The following is a 22,648-nucleotide window of genomic DNA, read 5'->3' as shown; positions in this document are numbered from 1 at the left end:
GCCGAAGCCGCCAAGGTGCGCACTTTGGCGAGCGGGACGCGACGCGCGGATGCTTGCCGCGCCCTAGGCAGGGAGAGGGCGGGTGGCCGCGTACTCCGGGATCGACAGCATCGGGGGGCGGTCCGGGAGGTCGATCTCCGTTTCGCGTGGCGTCACCCTTCCCCCCTCGCGGGTGAACTGGGTGAGGGTGGGCCACGGGCGGCGGTCCGGAGCGACCCGGCGGGCGACCGTGTGCAGGATGGTCGCGGCCATCCGGCCCAGCGCGGCGGTGTCCTGGTGGCCGTGGGTGCGCTGACCGAGGTCGACCTGGGCGATGGCGTCGAGCCCGAAGCGCTCGGCCGCGTCGATGAGCAGGCCGGTCTCCACCCCGTACCCGGCCGCGAACGGCAGCCGCTCCAGCAGGGTGCGCCGGGCCGCGTACTCGCCCGCCAACGGCTGCACGACGCCCGCGAGGTGCGGCAGGTACGCGTTGAGCAACGGCCGGGCGAGCAGCTCGGTGACCCGGCCGCCCCCGGCGGCGGACACGTCGAGCAGCGGCCGGTCGTAGAACGCCTTGACCAGGCCGACCGTGTGGTCGGTGAGCAGCGGCCCGAGCAGCCCGGTGATGTAGTGCCCGCCGAAGTCCGTGAGGTCGGCGTCGACGTAGACGAGGAGGTCGCCGCGCGTGACGGCGAGCGCCTTCCACAGCACCTCGCCCTTGCCGGCGAACGAGCCGCACTCGGGCAGCACGTCGTCGCGGTGGTGCACGGTCGCGCCGGCCGCCGCGGCGACCTCGGCCGTCCGGTCGGCGGAGCCGGAGTCGATCACGACGATCTCGTCGACCAGGCCCGTCGACTCGGCGAGTTCGCGCACGCCGGCGACGATGATCCCGACGGTGGGCTCCTCGTCGAGCGCCGGCAGGACCACGCTGACGGTGGTGTCGCCCTTCGCGTCGATCAGCTGGTCGACCGCCCAGTCGCCGGCGGCCGACGTGCGGGCCAGGAACCACCGCGCCGCCGCGTCATGCACGTCCTCCACGCTAACCGGTGGGGCGGACTGGTCAACGGGAGGCGTGAGGTCTAGCGTGCCAACTCGTGGACGCGTGGGCACCCGAAGAGAACCTCAACATCGGCAAGCGCCGCGCGCGGCCGAAGCGCCGCATGGACGAGAAGCGACCCGTGGCCTGGACGCTGCGGATCGTCGTCGTGCTCGTCGTGGTGGCGCTCGCGGGCGGCGCGGTGTGGTGGTTCACCCGGCCCAGCGGCCTGGAGACGCTGCCGCCGCAGGCCCTGGAGACTCCCGGCGGTTTCCGGTCCACCATCGGCGCCAAGAACACCATCACGGTGGGTGTCACCGTGACGAACGCGGCCACGAAGCCCATCACGGTGACGAAGGCGCGCATCCTGGCGCCGCCCGGGGTCGCGGCGAAGTCCGTCGGCCTGGTGCCCGCCGGCGAGAACAACGCGGGCTTCGAGCTTGACGACCAGGTGCCGGACGGCGGCTCGGTCACGCTCGGCCCGGGCGAGTCCGCCGTGATCGTCGGGCGGTTCACCGTGACGTGTGGCACAGCGATCGCCTCGGCCGACCCGACGGAGGAGCAGATCTTCGCGACCGTACAGGTGGATGGCGAGTCCCGCGAGGAGGAGCTGGACGTCCCCGTCGTGGACGATATGCCCTGGTTGACGGCGACCGCGCAGCGCTCGTGCCTGGACCCGGTGTCCACCGCCGACCCGGGCGGTCCGCTCAAGCCGCTGCCCAAGGCGTCGGAGGCCACGTCGTAAATACCGGCGCGACCCCGTAGAATCGGCGGCACGTGCCTGCGCACGACAACTGAATAACTCATCCAGAGGGGCAGAGGGAACGGCCCGATGAAGCCCCGGCAACCACCCGCGAGCGCGCGACGAAGCGCCGCCCGGGCAGGTGCCAAATCCGGCCCACGATGACGCAAGGCGTGGGAAAGATGAGAAGGAGACCATCATCGTGAGTGCATCCTCAGCCGCCCGCTGCCTCGTCTGTCGCAACTGCGGCACGGAGGCGCCGCTGCGCCCTCAGCACGCCTGCTACGAGTGCTTCGGCCCGCTTGAGGTCGGGTACGACACGGCCGCGCTGGCCCAGGTGACGCGAGCCGACATCGAGGCCGGTCCGAACAACATGTGGCGGTACGCCCCGCTGCTGCCCGTGGGTCAGGACGCCGCGGCGCGTGTCACCCTGGATCCGGGTCTTACCCCTCTGGTACGCGCGGACGCGCTCGCGGACGAGTTCGGCATGACCGGCACGGTGTGGGTGAAGGACGACTCCGCCAACCCGACGCACTCCTTCAAGGACCGGGTCGTCTCCGTGGCCCTCACGGCCGCCAAGGGTTTCGGCTTCACCCGCTTCGCCTGCGCTTCCACGGGCAACCTCGCCAACTCGGTGGCCGCGCACGCCGCCCGTGCCGGCGTCCCGTCGATGGTCTTCATCCCGTCCGACCTGGAGGCCGGCAAGATCCTCACCACGGCCGTCTACGACGGGGACGTGGTCGCCATCCAGGGCTCGTACGACGACGTGAACCGGCTGTGCTCCGAGCTCACCGAGACGGACGAGTTCGAGAAGACCGCCTTCGTCAACGTCAACCTGCGCCCGTTCTACGCCGAGGGCTCCAAGACCCTCGGGTACGAGGTGGCGGAGCAGCTCGGCTGGCGCATTCCCGCGCAGGTCGTCATCCCGATGGCCTCCGGCGAGCTGCTGACCAAGGTTGACAAGGCGTTCGCCGAGCTGGTGGAGATCGGCCTGGCCACCGCGCCGGAGGGCGGCTGGCGCGTGTTCGGCGCCCAGTCGACGGGCTGCAACCCGATCGCGGTGGCCCTGCACAACGGCGCCTCGGACATCGTCCCCGTGAAGCCGACCGGCATCGCCAAGTCGCTCAACATCGGCGACCCGGCCGCCGGCCTGTACGCGCTGGAGTCGGTCCGCCGCACGAACGGCTGGATGGAGTACGTCGACGACGAGGAGATCCGCGCCGGCATCCGCCTGCTGGCCCGCACGACGGGCATCTTCGCCGAGACGGCCGGCGGCGTGACCACCGCGGTGCTCGGCAAGCTCGTACGCACGGGCAAGCTGGACCCGACCGCGGAGACGGTCGTCTTCAACACGGGCGAGGGTCTCAAGACGCTGGACGCGATCGAGGGACTCGTCGGGCCCACGCACAACATCAGGCCATCCCTCAAAGCGGCGCGCGAGGCTCACCTGATCGGATGATTTTTTCGGACGCGCCTACGATGAGTAGTGTTCACGTCAACGCGCGGTGCTTGCAAAATGCGAATCGCAACCGCCAGAACGTAACTGACGGTAACCAAACCAGCTAGCAACGGTGAAGCAACACGCTGGAAACCCTTGACGGTGCTGGTGGAGAGGCGCAGGATGCTTTGCGCGGGAGGTTCACCGCCGCGCAACCGACAGTCCGGTTTGGAGCTGGCCGGCGGCGTGTAGTTCCGGTGCGTAGGCCTCGGCGCGTGCGATCCTCCCGACCAACGTCCGGCGGGTGCCCCGATTCGATCGGGGCACCCGCCGTTTTTGTGCGCTCATGATCCACGCTGAGCCGCGACTCGCGCACCCCTTCCGACACCCGCCAGAGCCCACCTGGGCGACCACCCCCTGCAAGGTGCGCACTTTGGCGGCTTCCCGCGCCCCCCAGCCCACCACGGTGCGCACTTTGGCGGTTTAGCGCGCCCCCGGCACCAAGGTGCGCACTTTGGCGGCTTCACGCGCCCCCCAGCCCACCACGGTGCGCACTTTGGCGGTTAGCGCGCCCCCGGCAGCACCAAGGTGCGCACTTTGGCGGCTTCGCGCGTGCCCGAGGCCTCCAAGGTGCGCACTTTGGCGGTTAGCGCGCCCGCAGGCCGCAACAGCCCGGCGGGTCAGGGTCGGCGGCGGCGAGCCGGTCGCAGGCGCGCCGTCAGCGCGCGTGTCCGCCCCAAGGTCGGCGCGTCGCGGTAGCCGCCCGCCGCCAGCCCGGCGTGCCGCTCGAAGGGGTTCCGCGCGCCGTACGTGCCCGTCCGCCACCAGGACCACCCGCACGAAAGCCAGTACGCGGGCCAGAACAGCGGCCCGAGGATCGCGTACTGGGTGACGTGCCGCGTTTCGTGGGCCAGCAGCTCCCGGCGCGCGGAATCCTCCAGGAACCCCGCCGACCGCCGGGTGAAGATCACCGAACCGACCGTGAAGCACGACTGGGCGGGCAGGGGCAGCCGGTACCCGGTGGCGATCAGCACCCCGCACGGGCCGCGCCGCGGGCGGACCCGGGCCACCGCGCAGATCGCGAGCGCGACGAGGCTCGTCCCGTTGACCCACGTGAGGGCGGCGCGCGCCGCGTGGCGGGGGGCCATGCGACCAAGGGTGCCACGCGAACCCCCGCACGAGGCATGATGGCGGGATGACGCAGGCAACGGCGCCCGCATTGTTCGACCGCCACCGTGACCGCCTGGACGGCGCGCGGGAGGCGCTGCGTACCCGGGACTACTGGTCGGCGTTCCCGGAGTCGCCGAGCCCGCGGGTGTACGGCGACACGGCCGCCGCCGGCGGCGAGGCGGCGTTCCGCGGTTACCTCGACGCCGACTTCCCGCTCGACCAGCCGGGCGCGGGCCGGGTGGTCACGGAGCGCAGCCCGTACGGCATCGAGCTCAACGTCGCCTACCCGCACGCGGACGCGGAGACGCTGCTCCGGGCGGCGAGCGACGCGCTGCCGCGGTGGCGCGACGCGGGCCCCGAGGAACGGGTCGGCGTGTGCCTGGAGATCCTCGACCGGCTGCACAAGCGGATCTTCGAGCTGGCGTACGCCGTGCAGTTCACGACCGGGCAGGCCTTCGTGATGGCGTTCCAGGCGGGCGGCGCGCACGCCCTGGACCGCGCGCTGGAGGCGATCGCGGTGGCCTACGACGCGATGACCCAGATCCCGGGCACGGCGACGTGGACCAAGCCCGCCGGCAAGGGCGACCCGCTGCGCATGGCCAAGGAGTTCCACATTGTCCCGCGCGGGGTGGCCCTCGTGATCGGCTGCAACACGTTCCCTACCTGGAACTCGTGGCCCGGCCTGTTCGCGAGCCTGGTCACCGGCAACCCCGTGATCGTCAAACCACATCCGGGCGCCGTGCTACCGCTGGCGATCACGGTCGCCGTGGCCCGGGAGGTGCTCGCCGAGGCGGGTCACAGCCCCGACGTGGTCGGGCTGGCGGCCGAGGAGCGGGGCGAGGGCCTCGCGTCGGTCCTGGCCACAGACCCTCGGGTACGCCTGGTCGACTACACGGGTTCGACGGAGTACGGCGACTGGCTGGAGTCGCACGCCCGGCAGGCCACGGTCTTCACGGAGAAGGCCGGCGTCAACACCGTGCTGGTGGACTCGACCGACGATTTTGCCGGCATGTGCCGGAATCTGGCGTTCTCGCTGACCCTCTACAGCGGACAGATGTGCACGGCGCCGCAGACGATCCTCGTGCCCGCGGACGGCATCGACACCGGGTCGGGCCGGTTGAGCTTCGACGAGGTGTCGCGTGGCATCGCCGACGCGGTCGCGGCACTCACCGCCGACGATGCCCGGGCGGTGGAGTTGACGGGCGCCATCGTCAACGAAGCCGTGCTCGAAAGGGTGAACCGCGCGCGATCCCTCGGGACGGTGCTGCTGGACTCACGCGAACTGCGCCATCCGAACTTCGCGGACGCGGTGGCGCGTACACCATTGGTGATAATGCTTGACGCGGACGCGGCGGCTGCCTATGGCGCGGAATGGTTCGGACCGATCGCGTTCATTGTGCCGACCGCGAACACTGCGCACAGCATCGCCATTCTGCGTGACATCACAAACGCGCGCGGCGCGTTGACCACATTGGTGTACAGCACAGACAACAAGGTGGTCGACGAGGTCACGCGTGCCGCGCTCGACGTGGGCACCCACCTGTCCATCAACCTCACGGGCGGCGTCTTCGTCAACCAGTCGACGGCTTTTTCAGACTTCCACGCGACCGGTGCCAACCCTGCGGCCAATGCGAGCCTCACCGACTGTGCCTTTGTCGCCAACCGGTTCCGGATAGTGCAATCACGAAGCCACAGCACAAGGCCGTAGAGCCGTCATAGAACTGAGACCGGGCACCGCGTACTGTCCGGTTTGCGGCGCTGCGCGTGGGGCGCTGCTCGTGTAGCGTGCGAGTTCGGTTGACACGTCGCGTTCCCCCCGGGACGAGCCGAGGTTTCGACCGCCGGCGATTCGACCGCTTCGCCGGGGTACGTTGAAGTGAGGAAGTGCACCGTGGCACAGGGCACCGTCAAGTGGTTCAACAGCGAGAAGGGCTACGGCTTCATCGCGGTTGACGGTGGGCAGGACGTTTTCGTCCACTTCACCGCTATCGAGATGGACGGCTACAAGACGCTGGACGACGGCGCGCGCGTCGAGTTCGAGATCGCCCAGGGCCAGAAGGGCCCGCAGGCAGAGAAGGTTCGCCTCATCTGACGTTCGAACCGTGATGCTCGATCGGGGCACCGCGCTCACCCCAAGCGTCGGTGCCCCTCGTCTTTGCCGGTTCCGCTTCACCTGAGCGCTCCGTGTCGTTAACCGGGGCGCCGGGCTGACGACGTTCGTGGTCACCACCCTCCCTCTGTGCCCAACCTCCCGCGGTCCGGGTGGACCCCCGCGTCGCTGGTCGCCCTGTTCGCCTCGGTCCTGCTGGTTTTCTATGGCGTACCGGGTGGCGCAGGTCGCCGTGTTCGTCGCGTACGTGGGGCTGGCGGTCGCCCTGCCCGGATCTTGCCCGGTTCGGCGCCGAACGGTTCCGAGCGGGCAACTATGTCGTGTATGAGCTGGCGCCTTTCCGCCAAGTCGTTGCAGGTATCGCGGCGCACCATCACACTCACGGGCGTTGACAATCTTTGTCGGCGGCGCGGGGCGCCGGCAAACGCTACGGAGGCACATGCCATGACGTACCCACCCCAGGGCCCGGCCGACGATCCGTACGAGCCGCCCACCAACATCACGCCGCCGGCGCCGCCGGCGGGCGACTATCCTCCGCCGCCGCCCGGGTACGGCCCGCCGCCCTCGCAGCCGCCTGGTTATGCCGCTCCGCCACCAGCGCCGCCGCCGGGATACGCCGCACCCCCGCCGGGGTACGCCGCGCCGCCGCCGGGGTACGCCGCACCGCCGCCCGCGAGCTCGTACGCGGTGCCCTCGGGCTACCAGAGCGTCGGCGACCCGCTGGTGCCGGCCGGCCCCGACTTCAGCACCTGGTTCGCCAAGCTGCAGGAGGTCGCGAAGCGCAGCTGGAAGTCGGCGCTGATCATCACCGGCCTGGGCATCGCGCTGCCGCAGGCGGTCATCGCCATCCTGCAGCAGTTCGCCATTGGCGCCTGGACATTCTCGGTGCTGGAGATCGGCGACCTGGGCACCGCCCTCGGCAGCCTGATCGGCGGCCTCTTCGTGCTCCTGCTCGCGTATGTCGGCGTGGCGTTCGTGGCGTCGATCGCGTGGGCGGCCGGCACCTGGGCGCTGGTCCAGGAGGCCGCCACCGGGCAGAGCGCCAACATCGGCGCGGCCTTCAAGTTCGGCACGTCGCGGGCCATGCGGCTGTGGCCGTGGGCGATCGTCGCCGGCATCGCGTTCGGCATCGGCAGCGCCTGCTGCTACCTGCCCGGTGTCTACGCCGCGTTCGCGTTCAGCATGTTCGGCTTTGTCGGCCTGTTCCAGCGCGGCGTGAACCCGGTCGGCGGCTCGTTCCAGATGACCCACTCGGACTTCGGCCCGAACCTGGGCAAGATCCTGCTGACCTTCGTGCCGTTCGTGATCTTCGGGTACGTCATTCCGTTCGTCTTCGGCCTGCTCGCCGCCGCCGTGGCGGGCGCCTTCAGCTACGGCTTCACGTACGACCTGACGTTCGGGCTTGTGGCGGCCTTCGGTCAGCTGATCGCGGCCCCGGGATACGCGGCGCTGCTGCTCGGCCTACTGCCCACCTACGCCCAGCTGCGCGCCCGTCAGGCGCCGGTCTCGACGCCGCTGTTCCAGCAGGAACTGCAGTCCTGACGCAAACCTGATGGATCAGGGGGTTCGTGCCCGGCCGGGCACGAACCCCCTGATCATTTCGGCGGTGATGAGGGCTACGGTCCCGGCGGGGCGCTTGCACTCGACTAGGCTGAGTGCTAAACAAGTGATTGGCACTCCCCTAGGGTGAGTGCCAGACCTCCCGGCCCGTGCCGAGGGGTCTCTGGTCGGGGCGGTGGGGCGCCACGGGCCAGACCGGGCGCCGGTGACGGCGGTTCGGGCTGGCGCGCGGAGCCGGTCGTCGCGGGCTTATCCGGCCCGACCTACGGAGCGGTCGGCACCATCGGCCGCTTTCGAAGGTGCGTAAAGGTCAGGCGGCTCACGCCGTCGCGACAGACTGTCCAGGAGGACAACGCCGAATGGCCAAGATTATCGCGTTCGACGAGGAAGCGCGCCGCGGTCTCGAGCGGGGCATGAACGTCCTCGCCGACGCCGTCAAGGTGACGCTGGGCCCCAAGGGCCGCAACGTCGTGCTCGAGAAGAAGTGGGGTGCCCCCACCATCACCAACGATGGTGTGAGCATCGCCAAGGAGATCGAGCTCGAGGACCCGTACGAGAAGATCGGCGCTGAGCTGGTCAAGGAGGTCGCGAAGAAGACCGACGACGTGGCCGGTGACGGCACGACGACGGCGACCGTCCTGGCCCAGGCGCTGGTCCGCGAGGGCCTGCGCAACGTCGCGGCCGGCGCGAACCCGATGGCCCTCAAGCGGGGCATCGAGGCCGCCGTGGCGTCCGTCGCGGAGGAGCTCGCCAAGCTCGCCAAGGACGTCGAGACCAAGGAGCAGATCGCTTCCACGGCCTCCATCTCGGCCGGCGACACCACCGTCGGCGAGATCATCGCCGAGGCGATGGACAAGGTCGGCAAGGAAGGCGTCATCACCGTCGAGGAGAGCAACACCTTCGGCCTCGAGCTTGAGCTCACCGAGGGCATGCGCTTCGACAAGGGCTACATCTCGGCGTACTTCGTGACTGACGCCGAGCGCATGGAGGCGGTCCTGGAGGACCCCTACATCCTCATCGTGAACAGCAAGGTCGGCTCCGTGAAGGACCTGCTGCCGATCCTGGAGAAGGTCATGCAGTCGGGCAAGCCGCTGCTGATCATCGCCGAGGACGTCGAGGGTGAGGCGCTGTCGACCCTCGTCGTCAACAAGATCCGCGGCACCTTCAAGTCGGTCGCCGTCAAGGCGCCCGGCTTCGGCGACCGCCGCAAGGCCATGCTGCAGGACATCGCGGTCCTGACCGGTGGCCAGGTCGTCAGCGAGGAGGTCGGCCTCAAGCTCGACAGCGTCGGGCTGGACCTGCTGGGCCGCGCCCGCAAGGTGGTCATCACCAAGGACGAGACGACCATCGTCGACGGTGCCGGTGACGCCGACCAGATCCAGGGTCGCGTCAACCAGATCCGCGCCGAGATCGAGAAGTCGGACTCCGACTACGACCGCGAGAAGCTGCAGGAGCGCCTGGCGAAGCTCGCCGGCGGTGTTGCGGTCATCAAGGTCGGCGCGGCCACCGAGGTCGAGCTCAAGGAGCGCAAGCACCGCATCGAGGACGCCGTCCGCAACGCGAAGGCGGCCGTCGAGGAGGGCATCGTGCCCGGCGGTGGCGTGGCGCTCGTGCAGGCCGGCAAGACCGCGTTCGACAAGATCGACCTGGTGGGCGACGAGGCCACCGGTGTGCAGATCGTCAAGGTCGCGCTCGACGCCCCGCTGCGTCAGATCGCCGTCAACGCCGGCCTCGAGGGTGGCGTCGTCGTCGACAAGGTGCGCAACCTGGAGGCCGGCCACGGCCTGGACGCCGCCTCGGGCGAGTACGTCGACCTGCTCAAGGCCGGCATCATCGACCCGGCCAAGGTGACCCGCTCGGCGCTGCAGAACGCCGCGTCGATCGCCGCCCTGTTCCTCACCACGGAGGCCGTGGTGGCGGACAAGCCGGAGAAGGCCGCCGCGCCGGCCGCCCCCGGCGGCGGCGAGATGGACTTCTGAGTCCAGCGCAACGCCGTTGGGAAGGGCGGGCCGCATGTGCGGCCCGCCCTTCCGCTATGTCCGGATACCTACCGGGTGGCCGGCTCGCGTACTCCGGACGAAACATCGACGCTCCTTCGAAGTGTTAAAGTGCCCCGTGCTTTCGCGTGTGAAAAGCCTGCTCGGCAGCGTTCCCCTGTATGTCGGCCTGCAGAAGGCCGTCGGCGCCCATCGGGTGCGCTACCTGGCCCTTGAGCGGCTCGACCTGAAGGACGGCGACGTCATCCTCGACGTCGGCTGCGGCCCGGCGTACTACTTCGACCGGCTGCCCAACGTGAAGTACTACGGCTTCGACACCTCGGAGCGCTACATCGACCACGCCCGCAAGCAGTTCGGCGCGCGGGGCGAGTTCCGGTGCGAGATCTTCACCGAGGAGCACCTGCCCGACCTGCCGCCGGTCGACAAGGTCATCCTCATGGGACTGCTGCACCACCTCACCGACGAGCAGTGCCGGCACCTGCTGGACCTCTCGGCCCGCGCGCTCGCCCCCACGGGCGAGGTCATGTCGATCGACCCGACGTTCGAGCCGAAGCAGAACCCGATCGCCAAGTGGATGTCGGCGAACGACCGGGGCGAGCACGTGCGCCACCCGGAGGGCTTCGTCGCGCTCGCCAAGGAGTCGTTCGGCGACATCGAGGGCGAGATCGTCAACGACATCACCCGCGTACCCACGACCACGTGGCTCATGCGCATGCGCAAGCCGCTGGTGACCGCCGGCAACTGAGCCTACGGGCGGGTCATCCGCAGCACGTCGAGCGCCTCGGCCAACTGCTCGGCGGTGATCCGTCCGCTGGCGACGTGGCCGCGCTCCTCGACGACCGCCCGGATGGTCTTGTTCTCTTTGAGCGCCTGCTTGGCGATGGCCGCCGCCTCGTCGTAGCCGAGGTGCCGGTTGAGCGGCGTGACGATCGACGGGGAGCTTTCCGCGTACTCCAGGAGGATTTCGGTGTTGGGCTCGAGCCCGGCGACGCAGCGGTCGGCGAGCAGGCGGGCGGAGGCGGCCAGCAGGCGCACCGATTCGAGCAGGTTGCGGGCCATCACCGGGAGCATCACGTTGAGCTCGAAGTCGCCCTGCGAGCCGGCGAACGCGACCGCCGCGTCGTTGCCGATGACCTGCGCGCACACCTGCCGCACGGACTCGCACACCACCGGGTTGACCTTGCCGGGCATGATGCTGGACCCGGGCTGCAGATCGGGAATGTTGAGTTCCCGCAGCCCGGTGCGCGGGCCCGAACCCAGCCAGCGAATGTCATTCGCGATCTTGTAAAGGCCCACCGCGATCGTACGCAGCTGACCGCTCACCTCCACGAGGGAGTCCCGGGCGCCCTGCGCCTCGAAGTGGTTGCGCGCCTCCGACAGCGGCAACCCGGTGCGGTCGGCCAGGCGCTCGATCACCTTCGCGGCGAACCCGGGCGGCGTGTTGATGCCGGTGCCCACGGCCGTGCCGCCCAGCGGCAGCTCCCCCAGCCGGGGCAGCGTCGCGGTGAGCCGCTCGACGCCGTAGGCGACCTGCGCGGCGTACCCGGAGAACTCCTGGCCGAGGGTGATCGGCGTGGCGTCCATGAGGTGGGTGCGGCCCGCCTTGACGATGTCGCGCCACTGTTCGGCCTTGTCGCCGAGCGTCTGCGCGAGGTGGCCCAGGGCCGGGATGAGGTCGTTGCTGACCGCCCCGGTCGCGGCCAGGTGGATCGACGACGGGAACACGTCGTTGGACGACTGCGAGGCGTTCACGTGGTCGTTGGGGTGCACGCTCCTCGCGACCCGCTTCTGCGCGAGCGTGGCGATGACCTCGTTGGCGTTCATGTTCGAGGAGGTTCCCGACCCGGTCTGGAACGTGTCGATCGGGAACTGGTCGTCGTGCGCCCCGGTGGCCACCTCGTCGGCCGCCGCCGCGATCGCGACGCCGAGGTCGATGTCGAGGACGCCCAGCTCGACGTTGACGGCCGCGGCCGCCGACTTGATCAGAGCCAGGGCGTGGATGTGGGCCGGCTCCAGGCCCCGGCCGGAGACCGGGAAGTTCTCCACGGCCCGCTGCGTCTGTGCCCGCCACAGCGCGTCCGCCGGCACGGCCACCTCGCCCATCGTGTCCCGCTCGATGCGTACGTCCACGCCCCAATCCTGCCACGCTCGGCCTTGGTATCACTGAGCCTTTCCACCTGTGCCGTGGGGCGACCGGGTTCGGTGTCCTCGGCGTGGCATCGCTCCATATAGGACACCTTCTCCAAGTCCTGTGAAACCCGAGCTACACCACCCAGATACTGCAGGCCATCGCCGTGCGACAACACGTCAAAGACCAGTGCTCACGAGGTTGGGACAGGCTTTATGTAGACACCGGCCCGTCTGCCTGGGCTTGACCTGCCCCGGCAGGTTGGAAGTCTTCACTCTTGGCATCAAAGTAGATGCGACATTTGGACTAGCGGACTCTGGCGAAGAACGTCACGTAGTTGGGCAGCAGGCAACTTCTTAACCGTACCTGCTTTACCCGATAGGCGCATTGTCCAGTTGCCACCTTCGAGATCCAAGACTTGGAGGCTGCGCTTCAATCGCACATCCGTGTATTCACTTAGGTCAAGAATGTATGCTTCGTAGCGGGTACCAGCCCTGTGCTGATCGGAGAATCCGGCCTGAATAAGATGCACAAATCGCATGTCCGCAAGTTGACCAAGAATCTCATAACCTATTTCATTCTTTTCCGTCATGTCCACGCGAAAATATGTGTATCCGGATGCCTTAACACTCGTTGAGAGCTTCTCCAAGGCCTGAAGTAGGCTCCTAGAGTTCTCCGATGAAACATCTTGCTCCAAGTCGCGCTTCTTGCTACGAGCTGATGTTCCAGCCGCCTTCGCAACGTCCTCTCGGCCGATCTCTTGAGCCTGAGGCCTGGACTGTCGCGCCGCGACAATCGAGGAAGCAAAAAGATTCAGATAGTCTCGAGGAACTCCGCCGGAGGCAAGCACCAGCCGACCGAGCGCCTCCGGCTTCGCGATCGATCCAGGCTGCTTAATTCCCGCCGCAGCAGTGTAGTTGGTGAGGACAGACTCCAGAAAACTCTGGGCGGAAGCCGGATCCTCTAGAGTGACATCCAAGTCAATTTGTGAGGCATCGTGCGGAACCTCTAAACCTACTTTCGAGGACGGCTCAAATGGCCTTGTGAGACGCTCGATACTCGCCACCTTTAGCCAGCCATCGCAGTCACGAAGCATGCCTGCCAAGTCATCTAGAAGGTGGGACTGAAGCGATATTGGCATCAGGTAGAAGTCATCCATAAATATATAGAGCCGAACAACACCTCCGCGAAGAACGGTCCGAAAGGCTTTGTTGATTTCGGCAATACTGACATGCTTGGCAGGCATCTCATTCTGCCGCCTACCGCGCAGGTCTTCGAGAGTCTGTTCAATTCGACCGAATGCGGCCGCCTCCGAAGTGCCAGCATGCTGAAGAACAGACGATAATGCAGCTTGAGCAACGAACTCAAAAGCCTCTGCACCGTCAAGCTTACGCAGAACATGAGTGTTGATCCAGACAGTCACATGCCCCTCTCTTTCAGCGACCCTCTTCGCCTCTAGAAGAAGAGATGTCTTTCCGACTCCTCGGCGCCCATAGATGAGCTGATGACGCGAAGCGGCCACAGCTGCCAGGCTTGCACGCGGATCTTCAACATATTTAAGACTCGGCAAAGCATCCGATGTCCGCGACCGCGCCTCGAGCAGATTGATGAGCTGTGTTACGTCACGACCAGCAAGCCTGCCGCCATCCTTTCTACCACCTTGTTCCTCTTCGGAAATTACATCGGGCCGAAAAATCACGGCATACGGCGCTTCGTCGACTTTCTCGGTATTCAGAGATCGCTCAATTGTCCCGGCGAGGCTCTGCGCCACTGCAAGAGAGTCTTCCGGCACGAGGATGATGAGCCAATTCTCGCCTGGGAAGTTTCGCTCATCGATACGGCGAACCTCGACGTCCGCATCGGACAGGATGCGAGTGACCTCTTCGGAAAAGCGATTAGAGGACATTAGACATATCCGTTCGTAAGGGCGAAATCTTCGCACGCGCCTAAGAAGGTTGCGGCAATGGAAGCCAGTTCCCTGGCGTCCTTCTCCCAACCGGCCTGTCCGACCGGGTAGCAATCGTAATCCGCTTGATTTCGCAGCAAGCGCGCCTCGGTCAACTCTACTTCTCTTGCTCTCACATCGTTCATTGTTACAGGCAAATGTCTGGGCAACTCATTGTGACGCTCATAGTCGTCACCCCGCTCCACGGCAAAGACGATCGCGCGCGCACCGTGGTACATCGCGTAATAGTGTCGACTTATCGCAGAACGGAACTCAAGGTTCCGCACCAACCCGTCCCCCGCTCGCAGCTTTTCGCCAGCTAGGGCCAAGCGATCAGAGACTACCTGACGCACGATAATTGAAAGCGGGAAAGGGTTCCGGCCAGAGGTCGGCAGAGCAGAGATCTGAGACTTCTTAAGCGTAGAGACGTTTAGATTCACCAAGTCCAACGCACTGGCAATGGGCATCGATGTCTCCGTTACATCGGGCAGGCAGACATCTTGCCATAAGGCATGGGCATCCGGTATCGGCTCCTTCCAGACTGTGATACCACCCGAAGGAAACCGGAAATGATCTTGGGGTACTCGCTGGGCTGCCCATCTGCCCGGCAGAGAGCTGATCCGCCACCACCGCGCTTGGATCAGACTGCGATGACGGCGGTTGATCCCGGCAACCAAGCCCTCCTCGCCTTAGCGTGGCTGCGTCACGGCGACACCTACTACCGACTGGCCGCCTGAATCGGCGTCAAAGTTGGGCACCTTCTACCGCTACCTACGCGAGGCAGACGACCTGCTCGCCGCCCAGGCACCCACCCTTCACCCAAGCCGCCGACCGGGCAGCCCGTACCTGTCCTGGCCGTCCCCGCCGCCCACGTCCGGCAATCCGTTCGCCGACTGTCTCGGCATCATCAACGACGCGGCGGAGTTCGCGCTCTGGTTGTCGCCACACATCCTCGACAACACGACGCGTGTCCTCATGGCAGTGGTCGGCACACCGAAGGAAGAGGCCGCCGACTATCGGGAGATCCTCCTCGAGATGGCAGACGCGTCAGGCGGCGGGTTCCTCACTCCACCCCGGACGGTGCACGACTGCCCGGATCACGAGAACAACCTGGTGCTCGACCTCGCCGTCGAGGTCGGCGCGCTGCTCGTCGTGTCCGAGGACACCGACCTCACCGGCATGTCACCGTGGCGTGGCGTGCCCATCCTGCGCGCCCGCGAGTTCGCCGGCCGTGTCGACGCCATGCGCCGCCACCGCCGCTGACCACCTCGCGCCAAGAGCACTCGCGTACCGAATCCGGCCGGCAATTCCGTACCTAAGGTCACTCTGCGACGCGGGAGAGCACGCGGAGCACGCGGAGCGCGGGAGCACGCGCGCGCGGGAGCACGCGCGCTCCGCGCTCGCGCGGGACGCACGGAGCGGGCAGTGGGCCCGGCGCAGGTGCGCCGGGCCCACTGTCGTGGGGCGGGGGGTCAGCTGACGGTGCAGGTGGGGGTGGGTGCGGTGTTGGTGCCGGTCCAGTTCGCCAGGAAGCCGAACGTGGTGCTGGCACCCGCCGCCAACGAGCCGTTCCAGGCCTCGTTGGTCACGGTCACGGCGGATCCGGTCTGGGTGTACTTGCCACCCCACAGCTGGGTGACCGTCTGGCCGTTGGCGAACGTCCAGGTCACGGACCATGAGGTGCTGGCCGTGGACCTGTTGTTCTTGACGGTGACGTCGCCCTGGAAGCCGCCCTGCCACGAGTTCGTGACCGTGTACGTGGCGACACAGTTGCCCGTGCCACCGGTCGTGACCACCGCACTCGTCGGCGGCCGCGACGTCACGACCGAACTGGTCGGCGGCCGCGACGTCACCACCGAACTCGTCGGGGGACGCGACGTAACGACCGCACTCGTCGGCGGACGCGACGTCACCACCGAACTCGTCGGGGGACGCGACGTAACGACCGCACTCGTCGGCGGACGCGAGGTCACGACCGAACTCGTCGGCGGACGCGACGTGACCACCGAACTGGTCGGCGGACGCGACGTCACGACCGAGCTCGACGGCGGCGGCTGGGTCGTGCCGCCCAGGCGGTCGGCGTAGAGGATGCCCCGGCCGTTGGTGCCCAGGTAGACCCGGCCGTAGATGCGCGGGTCGCCGGTCAGCGCCTCGGCGGCGTTGCCGTACTGGTGGGCGTCGTCGTTGATGCGTACCCAGGTCTGGCCGATGTTGTCCGAGCGGAACACGCCCTGGACGCCGTCGATCGTCGCGTAGGCGAAGACCGCCGGGTACGTCTGGCCGGGGGCCGCCTTGCCGAAGCCCACGTTGACGCCGGCCGTGGCGGCCGACACCCGCGTGAACGAGGCACCCGAGTTGGTGGAGCGCCACAGGCCGGTGGTGCTCGTGGCGTCGCCGCCGGCGAGCCAGATGTCGCCCTCGACGCCGGGCAGCGCCTTGAACTTCACGTTGCCGGTGGTGGGCAGGCCGGTGGCCGCCGTCTGGGTGAACGACTGGCCGCCGTTGGTGGAGACGTAGAACTTGCCGGCGCTGAACGCGTAGAACTTCTGCGGGTTCACCCGGTCGGACTCGATGACGGAGTTCGCCGGTACGCCGGTGGACGCCTGCCACGACTGGCCGAAGCCGACCGAGTAGATGACCTGCTGGCCCGCGTCGCCGGGCGACCAGACGAACCGGCTGCCGTCGGCGGCCGCCGCGACCGTACCGCCGCTGTTGACGCCGCCGGGCTCCTGACCCTGGAACCAGTTGGCGCCGCCGTCGGTGGAGAACGCCACGTGGCTGTCGTTGGGCCGGTCGGAGTCGGTGAAGCTGCCCGCCCGGACCATGTACGACGGGTTCAGCTCGGCGTAGTCGAGGCTGGTCGTCGACGTGAAGTACGGCTGCTGGAACATCATCGCCGGCACCGCGTCGAGGTTGGTGTGCCGGAAGCCGCCGATGTCGCCGAGACCCGAGATCAGGTTCGACGTCCCGGTCGGCGGGCTGATCAGGTCGAGCACGGCGGTCTCCTCCAGGCCCTTGACCATGGGCTTGATGGTGAACGGCGTGTTCGAGTCCCAGTTGGTGAGGTTCGTGGTGCCGTAGATCGTGGCGCCGGTGCCGTACATCATGCGGTCGGAGTTGAACGGGTCGATCTCCATCGACTCGTTCATCCAGCCGAGCTTCGGGGTGACCTCCGGCGGGGACGGGTTCGCGCCGAGGCTCAGCCACGGTACGGACGAGATGTCCATCGTGTAGCGGAAGCTGCGGTTCGGGTACGACGTCCAGTCCCAGATCTTCGTCCACGTGGCGCCGCTGTCCGTGCTCCGCCAGGTGATCATGTCGGGCCACCAGGAGATCTGGGTGGAGACCATGATGGTGCCCGGGTGCTGGCGGTCGATCGTCAGGCCGCTGTAGCCGAAGTACTGGTCGCTGCTCGTGTCTGGCACCGGGCTGATCTCGGTCCACACGCCCGTGGCGGTGTTGAGCCGCCATACCTCGCCGTGGCCGCCGTCGTACGGGCCGCCGGTGTCGCTCGTGGCGAGGTAGAGGTAGTGGTTGACGTGGTCGAGCACGCCCTTGTGGGCGATGTAGCCGGTGGGGGCGCCGGGCACGGCCGACCACGTGCTGCCGCCGTTCGTCGAGCGGTACACGGTGTTGTTCTTGTCCGCGACGCCGACGTAGATGGTCTGCGTGGTGTTGCCGGCGGTGCCGGTCGACGGGTCGAAGGTGACCCACACGACGCCCTGGTTGTCGCCCTGGTACGAGTCGCCGGGGACGGCCACGTAGTTGCCGGCGTTCGGGAACGCGGTCACCTTGGCCCAGGTGACGCCCGAGTCGGTGGAGCGCCACAGGCCGTTGCCGCTCGGCGCGCCGAAGTACAGGGTGCTGTTGCGGTTCGGGTCGATCGCGAGGCGCTCGCCCATGCCGCGACCGGGCATGTTGCCGCCCAGCTTGAACGGCAGCTCGGTGGCCTGCCAGGTCGTGCCCTTGTCGGACGAGCGCAGGATCGCGCCGTTGTTGGGGTCCCAGTCGTTGGTGTACATGCCGACCGCGGCGTACACCTTGTTGGTCTGCACGGGGTCGGTGGCGACGCTGGCGACGCCGTTCCACCCCCACTTGTCGTAGCCGACCCAGTCGAGCAGCGGCACCCAGCTCTGCCCCGACTCGTTCCAGCGGTAGAGGCCGCCGATGTCGGTGCGGGCGTAGATGAGGTTCGGCTCGGTCTGGTTGAAGACGATGCCCGGGACGAAGCCACCGCCGTCGATCCGGACGTTCTTCCAGGAGTACGAGTCGGAGGCGGCGGCCGACGCCGTGGTGACGGCGGAGGTGACCGCCACCGCGACCGTGGCGGCGCCCGCGATGAGCGCGGAGGCGAGCGCGACGTGTCGCCGCAGGTTCTTTCTACTTCGCATGTACGCGGTCCTTTGACGAGCGCCGTTCGAGGGGCGCGGGTGGGTGACCACATGCATGGCGGGGGCGGGCCCGGGACGAGCGTCATCGAGCCACGCGCATGCATGACTGAGTGTTCTGTGTCGGGGAGCTGCCCTTGCTCCCTTACCGGCCCCGCGCCGAGACTCACACCCGGCGTGACCGATGTCAATAGTTGCATGCCTCGACGAAGAAGTCCCAGCCCGGTTGTCCCGTTATGCACCCACGCACCCATCGAACCGGTTCGACGCCCCGTGGAAGCGGGATCACACCGACCCGCCTGCCGCTCCCATCGAAGGATCAAGGTGGCACAATGCCCGGCGGTGATGATCGCGTGATGACGGGGAGACCACATGAGTGAGCCGCCGACGGAGCCGGGCAAAGGAAACGGTGGCTCGTTCTGGACCTCGCTGTCGGGCGTCATGACCGCCGCCGCGACGCTGCTCACCGCCGTCGTCGGCGCGTGCGCGCTCGTCTACCAGATCGCGAAGGACGACCCCGCCAGCCAGAGCGCCCCGCCCGGGCAGTCGGCTGCTCAGCCGGACCAGGACACCACCCAGACGCGGGCGCCACGCACGACCGCCGCCGCGGTCGACGTCGCCACGGCCCTCTGGCACGACACCCTGTCGATCGGCAACAGCGGCGTCGACTTCGACGTCTCGCCGCCGAACACGAAGGGCGGCGGGGCCCTCGACATCTACGACGCCGGCAACGTGCTCAGCTCGCCGGGCGACAACATCGCGAAGTGGACGAAGACCGGGCAACCGACCGCCGCCGACTGCGCGGACGTGCTCGACCGCAACGCCGTGAACAACATCCGGGTCGACGTGGGCGTCCGGTTCTGCCTGCGCACCACCAAGACCGGACGCATCGTCTACATCAGGGTCCTCGGCGAGAACGACGACAGGCCCGAGGTCGAGGCGACCGTCTGGGCCGCGCCGTAGCCAGCGCCGGGACGTCAGCGGCAGGACGTCAGCGGCGGCCCAGGGTGAGCACCGGCTTGGTGGTTTCGGCGTAGAAGTCGTTGCCCTTGTCGTCGACCACGATGAAGGCCGGGAAGTCCTTCACCTCGATCTTCCAGACGGCCTCCATGCCCAGCTCGGGGTATTCGAGGACCTCGACGCTGGTGATGCAGTCCTGGGCCAGGCGGGCGGCGGGGCCGCCGATCGAGCCCAGGTAGAAGCCGCCGTGCTCGTGGCAGGCCTTCGTGACCGCCGTCGAGCGGTTGCCCTTGGCCAGCATGACCAGCGATCCACCCGCCGCCTGAAAGCTGTCCACATAGGAGTCCATGCGGCCGGCCGTCGTGGGGCCGAACGAGCCGGAGGCGTAACCGTCCGGGGTCTTCGCCGGGCCGGCGTAGTACACGGGGTGGTCGCGCAGGTAGGCGGGCATGGGGTCCCCGGCCGCCAGCCGCTCGGCGATCTTCGCGTGGGCGATGTCGCGGGCCACGACCAGCGGTCCGGACAGCGACAGGCGGGTCTTCACCGGGTAACGGGACAGCTCGGCGCGGATCTCGGCCATCGGGCGGTTGAGGTCGACCTTGACGACGTCCTCCGCCAGCTGGTCCTCGCGGACCTCCGGCAGGAAGCGGGCCGGGTCGGTCTCCAGCTTCTCCAGGAACACGCCCGACGGCGTGATCTTCCCAAGCGCCTGCCGGTCGGCGGAGCAGGACACCGCGATGGCGACCGGGCAGGAGGCGCCGTGCCGGGGCAGGCGCACCACGCGTACGTCGTGGCAGAAGTAGCGGCCGCCGAACTGGGCGCCGATGCCGAACTGCCGGGTCAGCTCCAGCACCTCGGCCTCCAGCTCGACGTCGCGGAAGCCGTGCGCCGACATCGACCCGGACGTGGGCAGCGCGTCGAGGTACTTCGCGGAGGCGTACTTGGCGGTCTTGAGCGCGAACTCCGCCGACGTGCCGCCGATGACGATGGCCAGGTGGTACGGCGGGCATGCCGACGTGCCGATGAGGCGCAGCTTCTCCTCCAGGAACTGCATCATCCGCGTGGGGTTCAGCAGCGCCTTCGTCTCCTGGTACAGGTAGCTCTTGTTGGCCGAGCCGCCGCCCTTGGCCATGAACAGGAACTTGTACTCGTCCGGGTGCCCGGCCGGGTCCTCGGCGTAGAGCTCGATCTGGGCCGGCAGGTTGGAGCCCGTGTTGCGCTCCTCCCACATGGTCAGCGGGGCGAGCTGCGAGTAGCGCAGGTTCAACTTCGTGTACGCGTCGAAGACGCCCCCGGCGATCGCCTGCTCGTCGGCGCCGTCCGTCAGCACGTGCCGCCCGCGCTTGCCCATCACGATCGCGGTGCCGGTGTCCTGGCACATCGGCAGGATGCCGCCGGCCGCGATGTTGGCGTTGCGCAGCAGGTCGGTGGCCACGAACCGGTCGTTCGGGGACGCCGCCGGGTCGTCGATGATCGACCGCAGCTGGGTGAGGTGCGCGGGGCGCAGGTAGTGCGCGATGTCGTGCATGGCCTCGGACGTCAGCGCGCGCAGCACGGTGGGCTCGACCGTGAGGAACCGCCGCCCGCCGGGGCCGTCGACCACGTCGACGCCGTCGGTGGTGAGCAGCCGGTACTCCGTGGTGTCCGGGCCGAGCGGCAGCAGGGGCGAGAAGTCGAATTCCGGCATGGGCGCAGCGTACCCACCTAGTTGATCTACTTACGGTTGCCCACCGGGGATGTGGGCTGGGCGACGCTCGGCGGCGGGCCCTGGTCCGGCGGCACGATCACCGCGTCGTCGGCGGGCACCGGCAGGTCGATGTAGCCGATCACCCGACCCTGGGCCAGAACCAGCCCGGTGTACCCGTACCCGATGATCTTCGCGTCCGTGGTGAACGAGCGCAGCACGGACCCGGCGCGGCTGAGCACGGTGACGTGCCGGTGGTCGTGCAGGATCACGAACCCCGGGGTGATCGCCACGTCCGGGGTGTTGGCGACCTTCACGGTGGTGACCACCGCGTTGCCCGCCGACAGGTCGATGAGGTCGACCGCGTTCTGGTCGGCGTTGAGCACGACGGCCAGCTCGCCGTCCGTGTCGAGCACCTTCTGGCCGAGCGCGCCGACCCAGACGGTGCGGTTGGTCGCGTACGCCAGGGTGTTCAGTTCGGGCCGGTTGTCCCCGCCCGTGCCGTTGAGCAGCACATGCCCGCCGAGCGGGTCGCGGCGCTGCTCACAGCCGGGCCGGCTGGCGGTGTTCAGGTCGAGTCCCTCGTCGCGCCACACCTCGCGCCCGGTGTCGGCGTCGACGACCCATACCCGGTAACGGCACGAGTCGTCGACCGGCTCCGCCTGCGCATACACGACGCGGGAGGCGGCCACCACCATGCGGGTGTCCTTGTCCGGAGGCGTCACGTCGCGCAGGTTGACCCCGCCGATCAGGTCGACGAGGTGCATGGTGCCGCCGGTCGGCACGCCCAGCACGCCCGGCGCCGGGCCGGGCGCCCCCTTGCGGGCGTCGTCGAACCAGTCGGACACCGGCCGCAGGCCCGTGCTGGTCGGGTTGGGGCCGGACGGGCGCGGCTTGCCGCCGGGGATGGTGACCGCCCAGAGCTGGCGCCCGTCGTGGTTGCGGCCGCGCACCACGCACTGCACGTCGTCGGCGCAGGTCAGATCGACAATCTTGTCCGTGTACGCCCACACCGCGTTCGCGGAGTCGTCCGACCACAGGGGCGTGGCCGAGTACGGCCCGTAGACGTTGAAGCCCTTGTTGCTGCCGGGCCGGCCGGCCACCACGATGTCGCCGGCGGGCCGCGCCCACGACGCCTCGACGATCCAGAGCTGGCGCCCGTCGTTCAGGGCGCGGGCCTCGACATGGCCACGGGTGGTGACGATGACGGCGCTGCCGAACACCGACCGGGCGTACGGGTCGCCGTCGGAGATGACGCCGGCGATGTCGGCCGGGTCGCCGGTGCGCTGCACCCAGGTCGTCGGCGGGTCGGCGATGGGCCGGTTCTCCTTGAGGCCCTGCTGGAAGTTGGCCCACCACAGGGGGAAGGGGTTCCAGTCGGGGCGGATGGCGAAGACGATGACGGCACTGAGAATGAGCACCATGAGGAAGGACACCCTGGCGCCGACGCGGGCCGCCCTCCCCCTCGCCACGCGCCCACGCTAGCGGGCGCGCGCACCACCCGGCCGTCA

The 22,648-nt window shown here is 68.3% G+C and carries 17 protein-coding genes and 1 riboswitch; of the genes, 9 read left to right on the top strand and 8 right to left on the bottom strand.

What is annotated here, in order from left to right; all coding sequences use genetic code 11:
- Positions 1–63: 63 nt before the first annotated feature.
- Positions 64–1,008 (bottom strand): glucosyl-3-phosphoglycerate synthase, encoded by a 945-nt coding sequence (locus ABD191_RS13570; protein ID WP_344081088.1) that lies wholly within the window; start codon positions 1,006–1,008, stop codon positions 64–66.
- A 65-nt stretch (positions 1,009–1,073) separates the two neighbouring features.
- Here ABD191_RS13570 and ABD191_RS13565 point away from each other — a divergent pair, with 65 nt between their 5' ends.
- Together ABD191_RS13565 and thrC are read left to right on the top strand one after the other, a co-directional pair.
- Positions 1,074–1,760, top strand: coding sequence for a hypothetical protein (locus tag ABD191_RS13565; protein ID WP_344081086.1), 687 nt, complete (start codon positions 1,074–1,076; stop codon positions 1,758–1,760).
- A gap of 55 nt (positions 1,761–1,815) precedes the next feature.
- Positions 1,816–1,946: riboswitch (SAM riboswitch) on the top strand.
- A 13-nt stretch (positions 1,947–1,959) separates the two neighbouring features.
- On the top strand, positions 1,960–3,216 hold the full coding sequence (gene thrC / locus ABD191_RS13560) for a threonine synthase (RefSeq protein WP_425560715.1): 1,257 nt from the start codon (positions 1,960–1,962) through the stop codon (positions 3,214–3,216).
- A 659-nt stretch (positions 3,217–3,875) separates the two neighbouring features.
- On the opposite strand, the gene ABD191_RS13555 is transcribed toward thrC, so the two are convergent.
- Positions 3,876–4,343 carry an eCIS core domain-containing protein gene (locus tag ABD191_RS13555; protein WP_344081083.1) on the bottom strand — a complete coding sequence of 156 codons (468 nt, stop codon included), beginning with the start codon at positions 4,341–4,343 and terminating at the stop codon, positions 3,876–3,878.
- A gap of 47 nt (positions 4,344–4,390) precedes the next feature.
- Here ABD191_RS13555 and paaN point away from each other — a divergent pair, with 47 nt between their 5' ends.
- From paaN to ABD191_RS13530, 5 genes are all read left to right on the top strand, one after another.
- The gene (gene paaN / locus ABD191_RS13550) at positions 4,391–6,073 is read left to right on the top strand and encodes a phenylacetic acid degradation protein PaaN (RefSeq protein ID WP_344081079.1); all 1,683 of its coding nucleotides are present in this window, start codon (positions 4,391–4,393) and stop codon (positions 6,071–6,073) included.
- 183 nt (positions 6,074–6,256) lie between these two features.
- Positions 6,257–6,457: a cold-shock protein gene (locus ABD191_RS13545; protein ID WP_344081076.1), complete on the top strand. Its 201-nt coding sequence runs from the start codon at positions 6,257–6,259 to the stop codon at positions 6,455–6,457.
- 462 nt (positions 6,458–6,919) lie between these two features.
- A complete protein-coding gene (locus tag ABD191_RS13540; protein ID WP_344081072.1) occupies positions 6,920–8,017 on the top strand; it encodes a hypothetical protein in 1,098 nt (365 codons plus the stop codon).
- A gap of 377 nt (positions 8,018–8,394) precedes the next feature.
- Positions 8,395–10,014 carry a chaperonin GroEL gene (groL, locus tag ABD191_RS13535; protein ID WP_344081070.1) on the top strand — a complete coding sequence of 540 codons (1,620 nt, stop codon included), beginning with the start codon at positions 8,395–8,397 and terminating at the stop codon, positions 10,012–10,014.
- Positions 10,015–10,150: 136 nt separating this feature from the next.
- Complete coding sequence (locus ABD191_RS13530) at positions 10,151–10,777, top strand: class I SAM-dependent methyltransferase (RefSeq protein WP_344081068.1); 627 nt, start codon at positions 10,151–10,153, stop codon at positions 10,775–10,777.
- A gap of 2 nt (positions 10,778–10,779) precedes the next feature.
- Here ABD191_RS13530 and ABD191_RS13525 read toward each other — a convergent pair whose 3' ends face one another.
- The 3 genes from ABD191_RS13525 to ABD191_RS13515 all read right to left on the bottom strand — a co-directional run bounded on the left by ABD191_RS13525 (position 10,780) and on the right by ABD191_RS13515 (position 14,572).
- Positions 10,780–12,162, bottom strand: coding sequence for a class II fumarate hydratase (locus ABD191_RS13525; RefSeq protein ID WP_344081066.1), 1,383 nt, complete (start codon positions 12,160–12,162; stop codon positions 10,780–10,782).
- 281 nt (positions 12,163–12,443) lie between these two features.
- The gene (locus ABD191_RS13520; protein WP_344081063.1) at positions 12,444–14,066 is read right to left on the bottom strand and encodes a P-loop NTPase family protein; all 1,623 of its coding nucleotides are present in this window, start codon (positions 14,064–14,066) and stop codon (positions 12,444–12,446) included.
- Positions 14,066–14,572 (bottom strand): hypothetical protein, encoded by a 507-nt coding sequence (locus tag ABD191_RS13515; protein ID WP_344081060.1) that lies wholly within the window; start codon positions 14,570–14,572, stop codon positions 14,066–14,068. The genes ABD191_RS13520 and ABD191_RS13515 overlap by 1 nt, the downstream gene beginning before the upstream one ends.
- 283 nt (positions 14,573–14,855) lie before the next feature.
- Here ABD191_RS13515 and ABD191_RS29250 point away from each other — a divergent pair, with 283 nt between their 5' ends.
- Entirely contained in the window at positions 14,856–15,368 is a 513-nt protein-coding gene (locus ABD191_RS29250; protein ID WP_425560714.1) for a hypothetical protein, read from the top strand.
- Between the two features lie 209 nt (positions 15,369–15,577).
- On the opposite strand, the gene ABD191_RS13505 is transcribed toward ABD191_RS29250, so the two are convergent.
- The gene (locus ABD191_RS13505; RefSeq protein WP_344081057.1) at positions 15,578–18,496 is read right to left on the bottom strand and encodes a cellulose binding domain-containing protein; all 2,919 of its coding nucleotides are present in this window, start codon (positions 18,494–18,496) and stop codon (positions 15,578–15,580) included.
- A gap of 369 nt (positions 18,497–18,865) precedes the next feature.
- Here ABD191_RS13505 and ABD191_RS13500 point away from each other — a divergent pair, with 369 nt between their 5' ends.
- Positions 18,866–19,456 carry a hypothetical protein gene (locus ABD191_RS13500; protein ID WP_344081055.1) on the top strand — a complete coding sequence of 197 codons (591 nt, stop codon included), beginning with the start codon at positions 18,866–18,868 and terminating at the stop codon, positions 19,454–19,456.
- A gap of 28 nt (positions 19,457–19,484) precedes the next feature.
- Here the strand turns inward: ABD191_RS13500 and ABD191_RS13495 are convergent, their stop codons facing one another.
- Positions 19,485–21,140: a fumarate hydratase gene (locus ABD191_RS13495; protein WP_344081052.1), complete on the bottom strand. Its 1,656-nt coding sequence runs from the start codon at positions 21,138–21,140 to the stop codon at positions 19,485–19,487.
- Positions 21,141–21,166: 26 nt separating this feature from the next.
- Positions 21,167–22,609: a hypothetical protein gene (locus ABD191_RS13490; protein WP_344081049.1), complete on the bottom strand. Its 1,443-nt coding sequence runs from the start codon at positions 22,607–22,609 to the stop codon at positions 21,167–21,169.
- Positions 22,610–22,648: the final 39 nt, after the last annotated feature.

Origin of the sequence: Luedemannella helvata, assembly GCF_039528415.1 — a bacterium.
Taxonomy (GTDB): Bacteria; Actinomycetota; Actinomycetes; order Mycobacteriales; family Micromonosporaceae; genus Luedemannella; species Luedemannella helvata.
Note: the sequence above shows the minus strand (reverse complement) of the source record. Positions and strands in the feature narration are given on the sequence as shown.